Raw genomic sequence first — 14946 nt, forward strand, 5'->3', positions numbered from 1 at the left:
GAATGCGGGCGTGACCGATTGGGCGCTGGTGACCGCCGTCAGCGAGGGCCGGGTGAAAACCGCCTGGCCGGTCGATCCCGCCGAGCTCCACGCCACCCTGCTGCGGCTGACCCGCGAGCACTCCTACGGCGCCCGGGGCCGGCGCATGCCCGGCCTCGGCAACCGCACCGATCAGCTCCGCCGCCACCGGCAGGGGCACGTCTACGTCGGCCCCGGATCTTGGCGGAAGCCCGCCGCGAAGGCGCCTTCCGTGAGCCGCTCTAGAGGGTGGTGATCATGCCGCCGTCGATGGTGATCTCGGCGCCGGTCAGGTTGCCCAGGTTGCCGCCGGCCAGCATGACCACCAGGTCGGCGACCTCCTCGGGCCGGGTGAAGCGGCCGGTCACCATGGCCGCCTTGGCGCCGGCCTCCACGTCGGACGGGTCGATGCCCTGGGCGGCGCCGACCGTCTCGGCCACGCCGCCGCTGCCCAGCCACAGGTCGGTGGCGACCGGGCCGGGTGCGACCGTGTTGACCCGGATGCCCCGCGGGCCGAATTCCTTGGACAGCGACTTGGCGAAGTTGGTCAGCGCCGCCTTTGCCGCCGAGTAGTCGATGACCAGCGGGTCGGCCAGACGGGCGTTGACCGAGCCGGTGTTGACGATCGCGCCGCCGCCGCCGGCCAGCATCACCGGGAGCGCGGCGCGGGTGGCGCGGACCGCCGCCATCACGTTGAGGTTCCAGGTGTCGGCCCACATGTCGTCGGTGACCTCGAGGAAGCCCTGCGGCCGGGGTGGTGCGATGCCGACGTTGTTGACCAGCACGTCGATCCGGTCGCCGGCCGCCGCCATCAGCCGCGCGGGGCCGGCCGGGTCGGCCAGGTCCACCGCCACCGCGGTGACGTCGAGCTTCGCCAACTCGGGCGTCACCCGCCGCGCTCCCGCCACCACCGTCGCGCCCTCGGCCACGAACCCGCGGACGATCGCCAGCCCGATGCCGCGGCTCGCCCCGGTCACCACGACGCACTTGCCCCGCAAACCCAGTTCCATGAGCCGAACCCTATGCCACGGCCGGGAACAGCTCGCGGGTCAGGTGCTCGTTGTACGGGCCGAGGGTGGCGACCCGGCGCCGGCCCGGGAACGGGAAACCGGTGTGGAACGACGCCGGGACAGCCTCTCACGTACGCCCCCTCATTTGATCTTCGATGTCCCGCGCGGCCAGAGCCAGGGCCGCGACGATCTCGGGCAGCCGGTCCCGGGAGAACCGCGACGACGGCATCGATACCGAGACCGCGGCCTCCGCCCGGCCGCCTTCGTCCCGGCTCTGCCGATTTCTGATGGCTCGGCCCACCGCCGTCACGCCCGATTCCGTCTTGCCGGCATTGATGGCGAACCCGCGCTCCCGCACCGCGCGCAACTCCCGCCGCAGGGCGGGCAGGGCCGGCCGCTCCCCCGGGCGGTCCGCCCACCTCTCCTCGGCGTAGAGCGCCTCGAGGCGCTCCGGCGGCAACTCGGCGAGCAGGATCTTGCCGCCGCTCGTCAGGTGCGCCGGGAACACCATGCCCTCCCGGTTGCCGACCCGCAGCGCCTGCGTGCACTCCACCGAGCCGATGAACCGGATGTGGTCGCCGCTCAGGATCGACAGGTTCACGCTCTCCCGCACCCGCTCGACCAGCGCCGCCAGGTGCGGCATCGCCGTCGAGCGCAGCAACGCGGTCCGCGACTGCGAGCTCGCGCTCAACGACAGCACCGGGCCGGCCGCGTACCGCCGGTCCTCCCGCTGTGTCGCGAAGTCCCGGTAGACCAGCATCGCCAGCAGCCGGTGCGCGGTCGACGCGGCGACCCCGAGCCGCTGCGCCGCATCGCCCACCGACAGCGGGCCCTCGACCTGGAGCATGACCGCGAGCTGGAGCGCGTGGTCGACGCTGCGGATCGAGTAGTTCGGCGGATTCTTCACAGCAGAATTCTCTATTCTTCTCCCGCCTGCCCGCTACAGGCTGGTGGGCATGTCTGAACTCGCTGACGGACCGGTGCGCCTGGGCATGGTCGACGCGCCCGGGCAGCCCACGCCCTCCGATGCGCTGGCCGAGCTCTACCGCGGCTTCGAGCGGGAACTGCTGGTACCGCTCTGGACCGAGATCGGCGATCTGATGCCGGCCCGGCCGCGGTCCAAGGCCGTACCCCATCTGTGGCGGTGGGACGCCCTGCTGAAGCTCGCCGACCAGGCCGGACACCTCGTTCCCGTCGGTCGCGGCGGCGAACGCCGCGCCATCGCCCTGGCGAACCCGTCGCTCGGCGGGCGGCCGTTCGCCACCCCGACGCTGTGGGCGGCGATCCAGTACCTGATGCCCGGCGAGGACGCGCCCGAGCACCGGCACACCCAGCACGCGTTCCGCTTCGTGGTCGAGGGTTCCGGGGTCTGGACGGTCGTCGGCCGCGATCCGGTGCCGATGAACCGCGGCGACTTCCTGCCGCAGGCCGGCTGGAACTGGCACGCGCACCACAACGCCGCCGACCACCCGATGGCCTGGATCGACGGCCTGGACATCCCGTTCCAGTACCAGACCGAGGCGCAGTTCTTCGAGCCCGGCCGGGACACGATCGGCGAGGACGAGCGCGGCACCCCGGCGCGCTCGCGCTCCGAGCGGCTGTGGGGACATCCGGGCCTCCGGCCCCTCAGTGGTCCGGCCGCGCGATCCGGTTCACCACTTCTGCGGTACGCGTGGGACGACACGGACCGCGCCCTCGCCGACCAACTGGCCCTCGCCGAGGAGGGCTTCCCCGGCGTGGTCGAGCCGGGTCACGCCGCGGTCCGCTATTCCAACCCGGCCACGGCCGGCGACGTGCTGCCGACCATCCGGGCCGAGATGCACCGGATCCGCCCGGGCTCCGAGACCGCGCCCCGGCGGCAGACCGGGTCGGCGGTCTACCAGGTGTTCGACGGCAGCGGGCGGGTCACGGTCGGCGACCGGAGCTGGTCGGTCGGCCGCGGTGACCTGTTCGTGGTGCCGTCGTGGGTCGCCTTCTCGGCCGTGTCGCAGGCGTCGGCCTCCGACTCGGATTCCGGGGCGCTCGACCTGTTCACGTTCTCCGACGCACCCGTGTTCGAGGCGCTGGGTCTCGATCGTACGCAAACGGAAGGAATCGAAGCATGAGGCTGGCCACCGTCCGCACCACGTCCGGCGACACCCGCGCGGTCCGGGTCGAGGGAGACACCCTGATCGATCTGGGGGCACCGGATGTCGGGGCGTGGCTCGCCTCCGGTGGTGCGGCCGGCGCTTCGGTGACCGCAGCCGGGTTCGCCCCGGTCATCCCCCACCCCGGCAAGATAATCTGCGTCGGGCTCAACTACCGGAACCACATCCTCGAGATGGGCCGGGAGCTGCCGTCGTATCCGACGCTGTTCGCCAAGTATCCGGAGGCGCTGGTCGGGGCGTACGACGAGATCGCCCTGCCGCCCGAGTCGGACGCGGTGGACTGGGAGGCCGAACTGGCCATCGTGATCGGCAAGCCGGTGCGGCGGGCCTCCGAGGCGGAGGCGGCGGATGCGATCGCCGGGTTCGCCGTCCTCAACGACGTGACCATGCGGGACTGGCAGTACCGGACGCCGATGTGGTTGCAGGGCAAGACCTGGGAGGCGAGTACGCCGTTCGGCCCCTACCTGGTCACCCCGGACGAGCTGCCGGGCGGGGTCCGGCCCGCGCTCGAGCTGACCGGCACGGTGGACGGTGAGGTCGTCCAGCGAGCGAACACGTCGGATCTGGTCTTCGACCCGGTGGCGCTCGTTCAGTACATCTCCACGATCCTCACCCTGCGACCCGGGGACGTGATCGCATCGGGCACGCCGGGTGGGGTGGGGCACGCCCGGAAGCCGGCCCGCTATCTGGCCGGCGGAAGTGTGCTGGTCACCGAGATCGAAGGGTTGGGGCGGTCTGAGGTGAAGGCCGTGACGTCTTGAACGACCGGAGCGGTGCGGGGCCGAGGGGAAGGCTCGGTTCCGGGGCGATCGGCGGGTCAGGCGCGGGGCCCGCCGCCCGGCCGAGCGTGGGCTTCACTGCCGAGCCGGGCGGGGGGCCCACCGCAGGGCCAAGCGTCGGGTCTACCAATGCCGGGCCCAGCGGCCTCGTCGGGGGCCACGTGGCGCGCGACCGAGCCGACGGGCTGCGCTGGGTGGCGCAGGGCAACGCCCATCTTTTCGCGGCGATGGCGATGCTGCCCGACCATCGGCTCGAGCAGCCGACGGCGCTGCCCGGCTGGACCGGCCGCCATCTCCTGGCCCACGTCGCGGCCAACGCCGAGGCACTCGGCAACCTGGTGACCTGGGCGCGGACCGGCGTGGAGACCCCGATGTACTCGTCACCGGCCCAACGGGACGCCGACATCGAGGCCGGATCACGGCGACCACTCACCGAACTGCGCGCATGGGTCACCGACTCGGCCGCGGCGCTCCACGCGGCGCTGGCCGCGCTGTCCGACGAGGAGTGGCGGCGGGAGGTGCGCACCGCGCACGGCCGCACGGTAGCCGCCGCCGAGATCGTCTGGCTCCGTGCTCGCGAGGTGCTGATTCACGCGGTAGACCTGGGCGCGGGCATCCGCTTCGACGACCTGTCGGCAGGATTTCTGGCGGCCCTGGTCGACGACATCGTCGCCAAGCGCTCGGCATCCGGCGACGGCCCAGCCCTGGTGTTGACCGCCACCGACCACTTCGGCCGCTGGTCGATCGCCGGCCATCCCGACAACGGCGCCGGCCCCCACGGTGTCAGAGCCCGAGGCGTCAGCATCGACAGCGCCAATGCGCATGGCCCCGATGCCGACGGCACCGACGAGCGCCCGTTCATTGTCAACGGCGTCGGCGTCACCGAAACGGGCAAGCCGGCCGCGGTCAGCGGGACACTTGCCGAAATTGCCGCCTACCTCGCCGGACGACCCACCTGCGGCGTGGTCGGCGCACCCGCGTTGCCGCGCTGGCTGTGAGCTCGCCCTGCTCCTGGTAGGCCTGTTCCCCCGTCATCGCACCGCTTCCGGCATGGACCCGGGGCGCTTTTCAGATGGTGGATGTCGAGCTCGTCGGCCCGGTCTTCCCGCTCGCAGCAGCCGGGCGAATCGGCACTGAGCGGGGCGACGGCTCGGGACTGTTTAGTCTTGGTTGTGATCAAACTTCCCCGGTCCGGCCGGGGTTCGTGATGGGGACCGCCGATTCCTTCCCGCTCGGCGCGGCGACCACCCTCGCCGAACTCGCCCAGGATCCGCATCCGCGCCTGGCGCTGCTCCGCATGCACGAGCCCGTGTCCTGGTTGCCCGAGCTGGGCGGTTGGCTGGTGACCCGTCGCGACCTCGCGCTGAGCGTGATGCGGGACGCCGCGACCTTTACGGTTGACGACCCGCGGTTCTCCACGGCACAGGTTGTCGGACCGAGCATGTTGTCCACGGACGGCGACCGGCACATCCGCCACCGCGAGCCGTTCAACGCTCCCTTCCGCCCCCGCCAAGTCCGTGACGGCTTCGCCTCGTTCATTGAGCGGGAGAGTGACCGGCTCGTCACCGCGCTGGAACCGGCGGGCGCCGCCGAAGTGCGGCGTGCCTTCGCCGGCCCGCTCGCGGTCGCCGTCGTGACCGAGGCGCTCGGGTTGGTCGGCACCACTGCGGACACGGTGCTTTCCTGGTACGACTCCATCGTGCGGGCCGTCTCGGACATCACCGCCGGTGGTGAGGCGGGGCCCGCCGGCGCCGCGGCCTACTCGCAGCTGCGGGCCGCGGTGGAAGCCACCGTCGCGGACCGGGACGCGGCTTCGCTTCTCGTCTCCGCCGCCGGCCGGCTGGCACCGGCCGAGGTCGCGTCCAATGCCGCGGTCCTCATGTTCGGCGGCATCGAGACCACCGAGGCGATGATCACCAACGCGCTGCTGCACCTGCTGGAACACCCCGACCAGCTCGCCCTCGTCCGAGCCGGCCCCGACCTGCTGGACGGCGCGATCGAGGAATCGCTGCGCCTCGAACCCGGCGCGGCGGTCGTCGACCGCTACGCCACCCGGGACACCGTCCTCGGCCCGGCCACGATCCGCCGGGGCGACCTGGTCACCGTCTCCCTCACCGGCGCCAACCGCGACCCGGCCGTCTTCCCCGGCCCCGACCGGTACGACGTACGCCGCGAGAACGCCCGTCTCCAGTTGGCCTTCGCCCACGGACCACACCACTGCCTCGCCGCGCACCTCGCCCGTCTGGAGACCCGCATCGCCCTCCAGCACCTGCTCGGACGCCTCCCCGCCGTGCGTCTCGACCCCGAGCACCCCACCACTCCGTACGGCCTGGTCTTCCGCAAGCCTCCCACCCTGCACATCCTGTGGGGCGGGACCCCAAGACGCCGTACCTGACGGTGGTGATCGGTCTTGCCCTTATCCTGCCGATGTTGGTGTCCGGTCCTTGCCCGTCCGGACGGTCTCTTGTGGGCCGCCCGCTTCGGCTACCTCCCCGGTCAGATTCAGGGAGCTACGCTGGTCGCCCAGCGGGCCGGACTGCTGTGGAGCACAAGCCAGCGGTGCCAATTGCACGGTCCAGGTCCGGGCTGCCCCCACGACCGCGATGGCCCGGTAGAGGAGGTCGCAGCCTAGCTGCGGACGGCCTTCTGCGAAGCCGCGGTTGATGAAGCTGATTGCTCTCGGGTGGTCCCCCGCTTCAAGCGCGGCCTCGAGGCCGGCGGTCAGGATCGCGGCCAGCGCGGCATGAAAACTGTCTTCTCCCTTCTCTCGAAGCGTCTTGGCGGGCTCACGCGACCTCGAAAGAGCGACCGTGGGTGGGGCTGACACGTAGGTCATGTCGTACTCCTGAGGTATCGGTGTTACTCGGTCACGCCAGCCAGAGGGGCGCCCATGCGCCGCGCCAGTGCCGCGATGCCTTGTCCTAGCCTTGCGACGACTGCTGTCTGCTGCCGACGCGGTAGCGGCCAATGACGCGTGCGGGAACGGGGACGGACGTCAACAAACAGATGTCGTCGCGGGTAGCCGGCTCTTCACAAGGAGCCGGCGGAGAGGGGAGGAACAGCCGCTGGGCGCGGCCATACCTTGGATCGTAACCTTGCCTGACGCCGTCGTCCGTTCGGGCGACGGCTTGGCCTGTTAGTCCACGGCTGCGGGCCGGGCCGGCGTCGTCCCTGGATGTCCGGCCTTGCAGGACTATTGTCGGCTATGTCGCGTTCCCGAGCGTCCGGCCACTCCCGCCGGCGCGATCCCACAGCGCGCCGAAAGGACACCCCGATGCACCCGCGATTCGCCGAGCTGGACTGGGCCTCCACGCGCATCGGCGAGATCAGTCTGCGCCGGCGCCTCGAGCCGACCACCAAGACTGAGGTGTACGAGGTCAAACTCGACGACGAGTATCTGATGTCCAGCCTGTTCACGGTCGCCGAGGAGGAACTCGCCCGGGTCACCCTGGCGGTGTTGCCGAACGCACCGCTGGACGTAGTCGTCGGCGGCCTCGGCCTCGGCTACACCGCCCGCAGCGCCCTCACCGACGACCGGGTCCGGTCCCTGACGGTGGTCGAGGCGCTGGCACCGGTGATCGACTGGCATCGCCGTGAGCTGATTCCATGGGCGCGTACGATCACCACCGATCCCCGTACCACGTTGTTGGAAGGTGACTTCTTCGCGTTGCTGCGCGACGGCACGGGCTTCGACGCGGCCGCCGCGGACCGCTGCTTCGACGCCATCCTGGTGGACATCGACCACTCGCCCGTCAATGCCTTGGACCCTGCCCACGCCGATTTCTACACCGCCGGCGGGCTACGCCGGCTCGGCGGCCGTCTCCACCCGGGCGGGGCGTTCGGACTGTGGTCCGACGACGCACCTGACGAGGCATTCCTAGCCGTCCTGCGGGAGTGTTTCGCCACGGCAACCACCCACGTGGTGACCTTCACCAATCCGTTGACCGGAGGTACGTCCGCCAACACTGTCTACGTAGCGACCACGGCGGCTGAACCCCTGACACCAGCCATCCCGAGTCGATCACACTCGCGAGCCGCCACAGCTGTGCGCCTCCAAGACGGGTGAGTTCCACGCCAGTAGGCCTTCTCTGCTGGGGTAGTGGCCGGTACAGGCGTCTTCAGCTGGATGACTGGTTTTGTTGGTAGGTCCACATCTCGGCCATGAGCCCGTCGACGAGGCGGACCAGCCAGATGAGGCGGCCGGGTGAGTCGGTGCTCTGTCGAGGCTGGCCGACGGAGCCCACGACGGCGACGAGGTCGTCGTCGCCGAGGACGGTGTGGACGGTGAAACGCAGGTCCGGACGTGCGGCTCGGACAGCCTGCACGGCCTGCTTGACCGCGGCCGGTCCGGTGACCTCGGGGTGGGCGTGGTCCACCCAGTCGGGGTGCAGAATCTGGTCGGCGATCGCGGTGTCGCCGGTGTTCCACATGTCGAAGTAGCGCATGACGCTCGTGCTGGCCGGTCTGTTGATCATCGACGTTGCCCCCCGTATCCGATGCTGATGGCATTGACTGGATTGATCATGCCGCGTTGCCGTCAAGCGCGGCGAGGCTGGGCGGACGCTCGACGAGTTTGCCGTGTTCGAAGCGGGCGCCGGCTCGGACCAGGGCGACAGATGGGGTGCGTTGACCGACCGCCCCGTCACCGGCCGCGAGGACCGGCGCACGCATCCCGCCGCGTTTGCCGTCGCGGAGCAGGTCGGCCCACGACTGGGTGGACTCGCGGTAGCCCTCGGCGAGGGCTACCAGTTCCTTTCGGCCATCGACCCGGTCGGCGCTGGGTGAGCGAGGACTCGTGTCCGGCATTGACAAGAAGGCGGCCGTTTCAGCAAGGATGCAGATGTTCGTGCCTGTCGTCGAAGACCTGAAATTGGATTCCACGGCAATGGACAGCCTTGTTGTTCCTGCCGAGCGGGCCGCGGCAAGGAACAAGGCGGCTGAACAGCGTGGTTGGCGAGCGTGGCCGGCTCGCCGGTTCGTGCAGATGTCCGAGAAGCGGAAGGTCGCCATGGCGTTCGTCGGCACCTACCGAGGACAGGTCCTGCCGCTTTACGGACAGCTCATCGTCGTGGATCCCGTGATGTCCGGGGCGGACGAGCCGGATTTGTCGCTTGCGCTGGAAGACGCCGTCACGGCGATCGTCGGCGGCAGCCGGTGGCGGGTGGCGATCAAGGCCGGACAGGACAGCGCGGCGATCAGCGTGGCGATCGAGCTCTGGGACGGGCCGCCGGACGACGTTCTCCGCGGTAGTTGGGTGGGGCTGCCGACGCTGACCGTTGAATTCCCGCAGGGACTGTTGATCCTCGAGAACATCTCGTCCGGCCCGGTTCCGCTGGAGCCAGGCGCTGTTGAACGGGTCGCGCTGCCGGGCGGCCCCGGCGCTTACCGCGTGCGGGCCTGGCGCAGTGGACGGGAGCCTCTACCACCGTCGCCAGACAAACAAACCCGCTCGGCCGACCTCGGCGGCCCGAGCCGTTGCTTTCCGTCCGCCTTGTCGGGACCGCCGTGGAACGGCTGCGGGCCGACCCGGCGATGCGGGCGGCCGACCCGATGGAGCGGGCAGCCAACCCGATCGCGCTGTCAGCCGAGCCGATCGCACGGGCAGCCAACCCGATCGCGCGGGCAGCCAACCCCGTGGCACGGGCAGCGGACCCGGAGGTCGCCTGCCCGCACCGCCGGCTGCGGGTTAGCCGCGGTACCGGAAGACGATCCGGCCGCGGGTCAGGTCGTAGGGGCTCAGTTCGACGAGCACCCGATCGTACGGAAGGATCTTGATGTAGTTCTTGCGGATTTTTCCGCTGATGTGGGCCAGCGCCTGGTGGCCGTTCTGGAATTCCACCCGGAAGGTGGCGTTGCGCAAGCACTCGAGGACGGTGCCCTCGAGCTCGATGCCGTCCGACTTTCTTGCCATGATCTGCGCCTCCTTCGGCTCGGGGTCAGCGGAGCACCAGTTCGAGGTTGCTGCCGGCGCGCCGGGCGCCGATGCCCTCGAACAGCGCGGTAGCGGCCGCATTGGATTCGGTCACCTCGGCCGAGGCCGCTTCCTTGCCCACGTGGTGCAGCGCGCTCAGGGCGTGGCCAAGGAGCGCCCGGGCGATTCCGCGCCGTTGATGGTCGGCGCGGACGGCGATCAAGCCGATCCGGGGAAGGCGGGTCACCATCGCGAGCCGCAGCAGGCCCACGTATTGGTCGCCGGCGGCCGCCACGGCGTATTTCGACGGGTCCAGTTGTGGGCGGACCAGGACTTCGGCCGGCATGTCCGGCCAGCCGGGGCCGGCCGCCACCTCGGCACGGATCGCCCGGTCCAGGGCGCGTAACGGGGCCTCCTCCGCGCTGCCGAAGGCCTTGATCGTGACGCCGGGCGGGGGAAGGGCCGGGCCCAGCCCGGTGGCGCGCGGGTCGGTGGGCACGGCGTAGTCCCACTCCCGGCGCCGGGTGGTGAAGCCGGCCCGCTGCCAGCGGGTGGTCAGGTCGAGGTCGGCCTCGGCGGCCATCGTGTGCAGCGGCCTCGGCAGCGCCGCCAGCATGGCCTCGGCCAGCCGGTCGAAGGCGGCGTCGTGCCAGGCGTCGATGCTGACGAACAGCCGCCCGTCGGGACGTTGTGCGGTTTCGCCGCGGCCGACCACGAGGTCGTCCTCCAGCGCGTGCCACCGGCCGGACGCGACGTGCGAGATCAGCACGGCCGCGCGTGAATCAACTGGGTTCATAGGTTGGTGCCTTTCGGGATCGCCTTGGGGACGGGCGCTCCCGGCGGCACCTACGTCAGCGGCCGGTCCGTGACGGCGAGGGGAGCACCCACGTCGAAACAAACGTTCACGGGTCTCACCTCCTCGAGCAGTGTCACGGCGCGACGAAAGTTACCAGCTCGACCGCCGCACCGTCCAACCATTATCGGCGGGTCACGGCGCGTTCCGTACGCGTTCATGTTCTTCGATTTGTATCCTCCTGTCCGGGCCGGCGTGGGATCGGCCCAGCGGGAGGTTCCTGTGCGCAAATCCCTGATCAGCGGCGCGGTGGCGGTGCTCTCGACGATGGCGGTGACGTTCGCGGCGACCGGTCCGGCGGCCGCCGCGGACGGGTCGACGAAGGTCTCGCAGACGACCACGGTCGGCATCCACAACACCTACGACCCGGCCACCTTCGGCTACCTGGCGCAGGCTCTCGACCTGCACCCGGGGCTGATCGAACTCGATGTCTGGCCGGACATCATCACTCGCGAGTGGAAGGTGAGCCACTCGAACCCGCTCGGCAACGCGAACAACTGCGTGGCCGCCACGAGCGCGTCGCAGCTCTACTCCGGGGGCGCGAACAAGAATCTCGAGTACTGCCTGGACGACATCCGGCTGTGGCTGGGCGCGCATCCGGACAGCGGGCCGCTGATCGTCAAGCTCGAGATGAAGACCGGCTTCAGCAGCCGTACGAACCAGGGGCCGGCGCAGCTCGACGCCGCCATCGCCGCGCACCTCGGTTCGGCCGTCTTCAAGCCGGCCGACCTGCTCGGCAGCTACGCCTCGCTGGACGCCGCCGCCAAGGCGAACGCCTGGCCGACCCGCGCGCAGCTGGCCGGCAAGGTGATCATCGAGGCCATCCCGGGCACGGTCGAGGAGGGCAACCCGACCGACACGCTCTGGACCGACAAGGAGTACGCCCAGTACCTCAAGGGCCTGGCCGCCGCCGGTACGCTCGCGAAGGCGCAGATCTTCCCGGCCGTGCACAACGCGGCGAGCGGCGACCCGCGCACCCGCTACAGCGACACCACGCTGCGCCCGTGGTTCGTGGCGTTCGACGGCGACGCCAGCGCGTACGTCACCGGCGGGATCGACACCTCCTGGTACGACACCAACCACTACCTGCTGGTGATGACCGACGTGCAGAGCATCTCGCCGGCGGTCACCGCCGGGGACGTCGCGGCCGCCCAGGCCCGGGTGGCGCTGGTCGCCGGCAAGCACGCCAGCATCGCCTCCTCCGACTGGGCCTCGATGCCGTCGGTCGACGCCGAGGTCGTCGACCGCGGCTGAGAACACCTAGGACGGGCCGGCGCGCGGGGACAGGATCAGCTCGCCGGCCCGTTTCAGGACCTGTGCGCGGACCTGGTCGCCGTGATCGGCCGCCAGGAAATGCGAGCCGATCACCAGGCAGAAGGCGAGGACGCTGCGGGCCTCGACCTCGACCGGGTCGGCGCAGAACGTGCCGATCATCTCCCGCAGGAGGGCCATCCGCCGGTTGTCGACCCGGCGTAGACGCTCGGCGACCGCCTCGTCGCGGCGGGCCCAGTCGCGGATCGCGAGGTCGATCGGGAGCAACCGGTCGCTGGAGAAGGTGAGCAGACCGGCTCGGGTGGCCTTGGCCGCCGGGTCGCCGCCCTCGCGCTCGATCCGGTCGAGCACCTCGTCGGTGCTCTCCCGTTCCCAGGTGTCGAGCATGGCGGCCAGCAGCGCGTCGCGGTCCGCGAACGAGCCGTAGAAGCCGCCCTTGGTCACGCCCAGCTGTTTGGCCAGGGCTTCCACGCGTACGGCATCGGGACCGCCCGCCGCCAGCGCCCGTAACCCTTGCTCGATCCAAGCCTCCCGCGGCGTACGCAACGGGAATCCGCTCTGTGGCACCTCGCACCTCCTCCCTGTACGGTACCGTATATACGGAGCCGTACAGGCGAACGGAGAGCGGACGATGACCGAGCTGTCCACATCCACCGTCGACTACACCGACCACTTCGGCATCCGGACCGACGCGCCGGGGACGGCCGAGCAGTGGGCCCGCGCGATGTTCGGCAACGAGCCCAGCCTCGGCGAGCTGTTCATCTGGCGCGTCCTCCTCGGCCTGCGGCTCAGCCGCGGCCGCTCGCCCGAGACCGTGGCCGGCTGGCGGGTCGGCGGCCGCGGCGACGACTGGATCCGGCTGGAGACCGCGTCCCGGATGATGACGGCCAACCTGGTGGTACGGGCGAGCGGCGGCGAGGCCTCGCTGACCACCCGGCTGCGCTACGACCGAGCGCCCGCCCCGCTGATCTGGCCGCCGCTGTCCGCCGTGCACCGGTGGCTGGTCCCCCGCGTCCTGCGCGCCGCCGCCGCGAGAATGAGCCGATGACCAACGAGCACACCCGGCTGGTGCCGACCTCGGTCGGCCCGGTCGCGTGCCACGTGCGGGGCGCCGGCCCGGCGATCGTGTTGCTGCACGCCAATCCGGGCGACGCCCGCGACTTCGACGCCGTCGTGGCCGCGCTCGCCGACACCGGGCGCACGGTGATCCGCCCGGACTGGCCCGGCTACGGCGACTCGCCCGCCCCCGCGGGTCCGGTCGTCGGTGCGGGCCCGGCCGGCGCCGCTGGTCCGGTCGTCGCTGCAGGCCCGGCCGGCGCGGCGGGCCCGGTCGTCGCTGCGGGCTCGGCCGGCGCGGCGGGCCCGGCAGCCCCCGCGGGGCCGGCCGGCGCCGCCAGGTTCGCCCAGGTGCTCGGCGAGGTGCTCACCGAACTGCGCGCCGACGAACTCGGGCCGATGGTGCTGGTCGGCAACAGCGTCGGCGGGTACGCGGCCCTCGTGCAGGCACTGCGCGAGCCGGCCCGGGTCGCCGGCCTCGTGCTGATCTCGCCCGGCGGCTTCACCCGGCTCAACCCGCTCTCCCGCGCGCTCTGCCGGCTGATGGGCTACCCGGCCACGGCCCGCTGGCTGCTCGGCCCGCTGGCGTCGCTCTACACCTGGCGCCGCACCCCGGTCGCGCGGGCGGCGCTGCGCCGGGCGTACGCCACCGGCCGCGACCCCCAGCGGCGAGCCGTCGCCTGCGCGGTCTGGCGCTCGTTCCTCGACCCAGAGCACGACCTGCGCGACCGGGTCGCCGGGCTGCCGATGCCGGTGCTGCTCACCTGGGGCCGCGGCGACCCGGTCCTGCCCCTGCTCAGCGACGGGCGGCGGGCGGCCCGGCTCCTGCCCGGGGCGCGCCTGGCCCGGTTCTGGTGCGGGCACGAGCCGCACGCCGAGGTGCCCGAGGCGTGGCTGGCGGCCGTGCGCCCGTTCCTTGCCGAGCTGACTCCCGAGAGCAGGGCGTAGGACTACCCCAACCACCGATGGCGTACGGGTGGGAGGACTCCACAGCGGATGGCGGGCGAGACCGTAGCCGGATTCGAACCGGCGTGCACCGCTTTGCAGGCGGTCCCCTGAACCAGACTCGGGCATACGGCCGTGCGTGCCCCCGGCTGGACTCGAACCAGCGGCCTCGGCGCTCGGAACGCCACGCTCTCTCCGCTGAGCTACGGGGGCAAGATGGGCAAGATGGTGCGCGTCCCTGGTGCCGACCCAGGTCTGCCACGAGGGCGACGGTGTTACGGACCGCTGGACGTGCCGCCGTCCACGACGCGCGAGTTTGTGTCATCTATCAGGGCGGAGACGGGGAGAGTCGAACTCCCACGGGTGTTACCCCCAACGGTTTTCGGGACCGCGGCCGGCGCCAATCGGCTGGCGTCTCCGGAGTCGGGTTGGCCGGATTCGAACCGGCGGCCTCTCGCTCCCGAAGCGAGCGCGCTGACCAAGCTGCGCCACAACCCGTACGTGTCGCCGGGTGGGTTCGAACCACCGGCCTCCGCCTTATCAGGGCGGCGCTCTCACCCGCTGAGCTACGGCGACATTGGCGGAGAGCGAGGGATTTGAACCCCCGGCAAAGGTTTCCCCTGCTACGGATTAGCGGTCCGTCGCCTTCGTCCTGACTCGGCCAGCTCTCCACGCTGCTGGGAGCGGAGGATTCGAACCTCCACGGACCGGTCCAGAGCCGGTCATGCTGCCTGGTTACATCAGCTCCCATCGCGGCCGGCGGGGTGATGGCCCGCCGGCCGGCCTCGGCGCCGGGACAAGCGCTGTTCGCGCCTCGGACCAGGGGTCCGGTCACCCGGGCGCCGGGTGACGGCCCGCCGTGCGGCGGACCGGAAGTCGAGCGGCTGACCGGGTTCGAACCGGTGACCTCCACCATGGCGAGGTGGCGCTCTACCAACTGAGCTACAACCGCGTG

Annotated in this window: 16 protein-coding genes, 8 tRNA genes and 1 pseudogene; 9 read left to right on the forward strand and 16 right to left on the reverse strand. The window is 71.3% G+C overall.

The genetic code is table 11. From position 1 onward, the window contains the following. Nucleotides 1-10 precede the first annotated feature (10 nt). On the forward strand, nt 11-274 hold the full coding sequence (locus IH26_RS0109980; protein WP_030435858.1) for a hypothetical protein: 264 nt from the start codon (nt 11-13) through the stop codon (nt 272-274). Here IH26_RS0109980 and IH26_RS0109985 read toward each other — a convergent pair. Both IH26_RS0109985 and IH26_RS0109990 read right to left on the reverse strand, forming a co-directional pair. Next, nucleotides 261-1028, reverse strand: coding sequence for an SDR family NAD(P)-dependent oxidoreductase (locus IH26_RS0109985; RefSeq protein ID WP_030435859.1), 768 nt, complete (start codon nt 1026-1028; stop codon nt 261-263). The two genes, IH26_RS0109980 and IH26_RS0109985, sit on opposite strands and share 14 nt — an antisense overlap. A gap of 127 nt (nt 1029-1155) precedes the next feature. Further along, on the reverse strand, nt 1156-1935 hold the full coding sequence (locus IH26_RS0109990) for an IclR family transcriptional regulator (RefSeq protein WP_030435860.1): 780 nt from the start codon (nt 1933-1935) through the stop codon (nt 1156-1158). A 49-nt stretch (nt 1936-1984) separates the two neighbouring features. Here IH26_RS0109990 and IH26_RS0109995 point away from each other — a divergent pair, with 49 nt between their 5' ends. The 4 genes from IH26_RS0109995 to IH26_RS0110010 all read left to right on the forward strand — a co-directional run bounded on the left by IH26_RS0109995 (nt 1985) and on the right by IH26_RS0110010 (nt 6349). Beyond that, complete coding sequence (locus tag IH26_RS0109995) at nt 1985-3133, forward strand: cupin domain-containing protein (protein ID WP_030435861.1); 1149 nt, start codon at nt 1985-1987, stop codon at nt 3131-3133. Next, nucleotides 3130-3936 carry a fumarylacetoacetate hydrolase family protein gene (locus IH26_RS0110000; protein WP_030435862.1) on the forward strand — a complete coding sequence of 269 codons (807 nt, stop codon included), beginning with the start codon at nt 3130-3132 and terminating at the stop codon, nt 3934-3936. The genes IH26_RS0109995 and IH26_RS0110000 overlap by 4 nt, the downstream gene beginning before the upstream one ends. A 179-nt stretch (nt 3937-4115) precedes the next feature. Beyond that, complete coding sequence (locus IH26_RS53385) at nt 4116-4952, forward strand: maleylpyruvate isomerase family mycothiol-dependent enzyme (RefSeq protein ID WP_034214486.1); 837 nt, start codon at nt 4116-4118, stop codon at nt 4950-4952. Between the two features lie 209 nt (nt 4953-5161). Beyond that, nucleotides 5162-6349, forward strand: a complete 1188-nt coding sequence (locus IH26_RS0110010; RefSeq protein ID WP_030435864.1) for a cytochrome P450 — start codon at nt 5162-5164, stop codon at nt 6347-6349. A 21-nt stretch (nt 6350-6370) separates the two neighbouring features. Here the strand turns inward: IH26_RS0110010 and IH26_RS59655 are convergent, their stop codons facing one another. Continuing rightward, the gene (locus tag IH26_RS59655) at nt 6371-6790 is read right to left on the reverse strand and encodes a hypothetical protein (RefSeq protein WP_157437142.1); all 420 of its coding nucleotides are present in this window, start codon (nt 6788-6790) and stop codon (nt 6371-6373) included. A gap of 438 nt (nt 6791-7228) precedes the next feature. Between IH26_RS59655 and IH26_RS0110015 the strand changes: the two genes are divergently transcribed. Further along, a complete protein-coding gene (locus IH26_RS0110015; protein ID WP_245665081.1) occupies nt 7229-8020 on the forward strand; it encodes a polyamine aminopropyltransferase in 792 nt (263 codons plus the stop codon). A gap of 52 nt (nt 8021-8072) precedes the next feature. On the opposite strand, the gene IH26_RS0110020 is transcribed toward IH26_RS0110015, so the two are convergent. From IH26_RS0110020 to IH26_RS0110040, 4 genes and pseudogenes are all read right to left on the reverse strand, one after another. Next, nucleotides 8073-8429, reverse strand: a complete 357-nt coding sequence (locus tag IH26_RS0110020; RefSeq protein ID WP_084598764.1) for an ester cyclase — start codon at nt 8427-8429, stop codon at nt 8073-8075. Between the two features lie 154 nt (nt 8430-8583). Then, a pseudogene (locus tag IH26_RS59660) lies at nt 8584-8724 on the reverse strand (IS256 family transposase); the annotation flags it as partial. A 916-nt stretch (nt 8725-9640) separates the two neighbouring features. Further along, nucleotides 9641-9865, reverse strand: a complete 225-nt coding sequence (gene infA / locus IH26_RS0110035) for a translation initiation factor IF-1 (protein WP_030435869.1) — start codon at nt 9863-9865, stop codon at nt 9641-9643. Between the two features lie 25 nt (nt 9866-9890). After that, complete coding sequence (locus IH26_RS0110040; protein ID WP_030435870.1) at nt 9891-10661, reverse strand: GNAT family N-acetyltransferase; 771 nt, start codon at nt 10659-10661, stop codon at nt 9891-9893. A gap of 279 nt (nt 10662-10940) precedes the next feature. Between IH26_RS0110040 and IH26_RS0110045 the strand changes: the two genes are divergently transcribed. Next, a complete protein-coding gene (locus IH26_RS0110045; RefSeq protein WP_245665083.1) occupies nt 10941-11972 on the forward strand; it encodes a phosphatidylinositol-specific phospholipase C domain-containing protein in 1032 nt (343 codons plus the stop codon). Nucleotides 11973-11978: 6 nt separating this feature from the next. On the opposite strand, the gene IH26_RS0110050 is transcribed toward IH26_RS0110045, so the two are convergent. Beyond that, nucleotides 11979-12557, reverse strand: coding sequence for a TetR/AcrR family transcriptional regulator (locus tag IH26_RS0110050; RefSeq protein WP_034214491.1), 579 nt, complete (start codon nt 12555-12557; stop codon nt 11979-11981). Between the two features lie 64 nt (nt 12558-12621). On the opposite strand from IH26_RS0110050, the gene IH26_RS0110055 reads away from it, so the two are divergent. Together IH26_RS0110055 and IH26_RS0110060 are read left to right on the forward strand one after the other, a co-directional pair. Beyond that, complete coding sequence (locus IH26_RS0110055) at nt 12622-13038, forward strand: hypothetical protein (RefSeq protein ID WP_051807884.1); 417 nt, start codon at nt 12622-12624, stop codon at nt 13036-13038. Continuing rightward, the gene (locus tag IH26_RS0110060) at nt 13035-13994 is read left to right on the forward strand and encodes an alpha/beta fold hydrolase (RefSeq protein WP_030435873.1); all 960 of its coding nucleotides are present in this window, start codon (nt 13035-13037) and stop codon (nt 13992-13994) included. The genes IH26_RS0110055 and IH26_RS0110060 overlap by 4 nt, the downstream gene beginning before the upstream one ends. Before the next feature lie 58 nt (nt 13995-14052). On the opposite strand, the gene IH26_RS0110065 is transcribed toward IH26_RS0110060, so the two are convergent. The 8 genes from IH26_RS0110065 to IH26_RS0110090 form a co-directional block, all read right to left on the reverse strand. Further along, nucleotides 14053-14126: transfer RNA gene (locus IH26_RS0110065), tRNA-Cys, on the reverse strand. Between the two features lie 5 nt (nt 14127-14131). After that, nucleotides 14132-14204, reverse strand: a tRNA-Arg gene (locus tag IH26_RS0110070). 121 nt (nt 14205-14325) lie between these two features. Next, nucleotides 14326-14410: transfer RNA gene (locus tag IH26_RS59665), tRNA-Ser, on the reverse strand. Between the two features lie 4 nt (nt 14411-14414). Continuing rightward, nucleotides 14415-14489: transfer RNA gene (locus IH26_RS0110075), tRNA-Pro, on the reverse strand. Nucleotides 14490-14493: 4 nt separating this feature from the next. Continuing rightward, a tRNA-Ile gene (locus IH26_RS0110080) sits at nt 14494-14567 on the reverse strand. A gap of 2 nt (nt 14568-14569) precedes the next feature. Then, nucleotides 14570-14662: transfer RNA gene (locus IH26_RS0110085), tRNA-Ser, on the reverse strand. A 6-nt stretch (nt 14663-14668) separates the two neighbouring features. Beyond that, nucleotides 14669-14741, reverse strand: a tRNA-Gln gene (locus IH26_RS59670). A 129-nt stretch (nt 14742-14870) separates the two neighbouring features. Next, nucleotides 14871-14943: transfer RNA gene (locus IH26_RS0110090), tRNA-Gly, on the reverse strand. Nucleotides 14944-14946: the final 3 nt, after the last annotated feature.

Source organism: Actinoplanes subtropicus (assembly GCF_000721705.1).
GTDB lineage: Bacteria > Actinomycetota > Actinomycetes > Mycobacteriales > Micromonosporaceae > Actinoplanes > Actinoplanes subtropicus.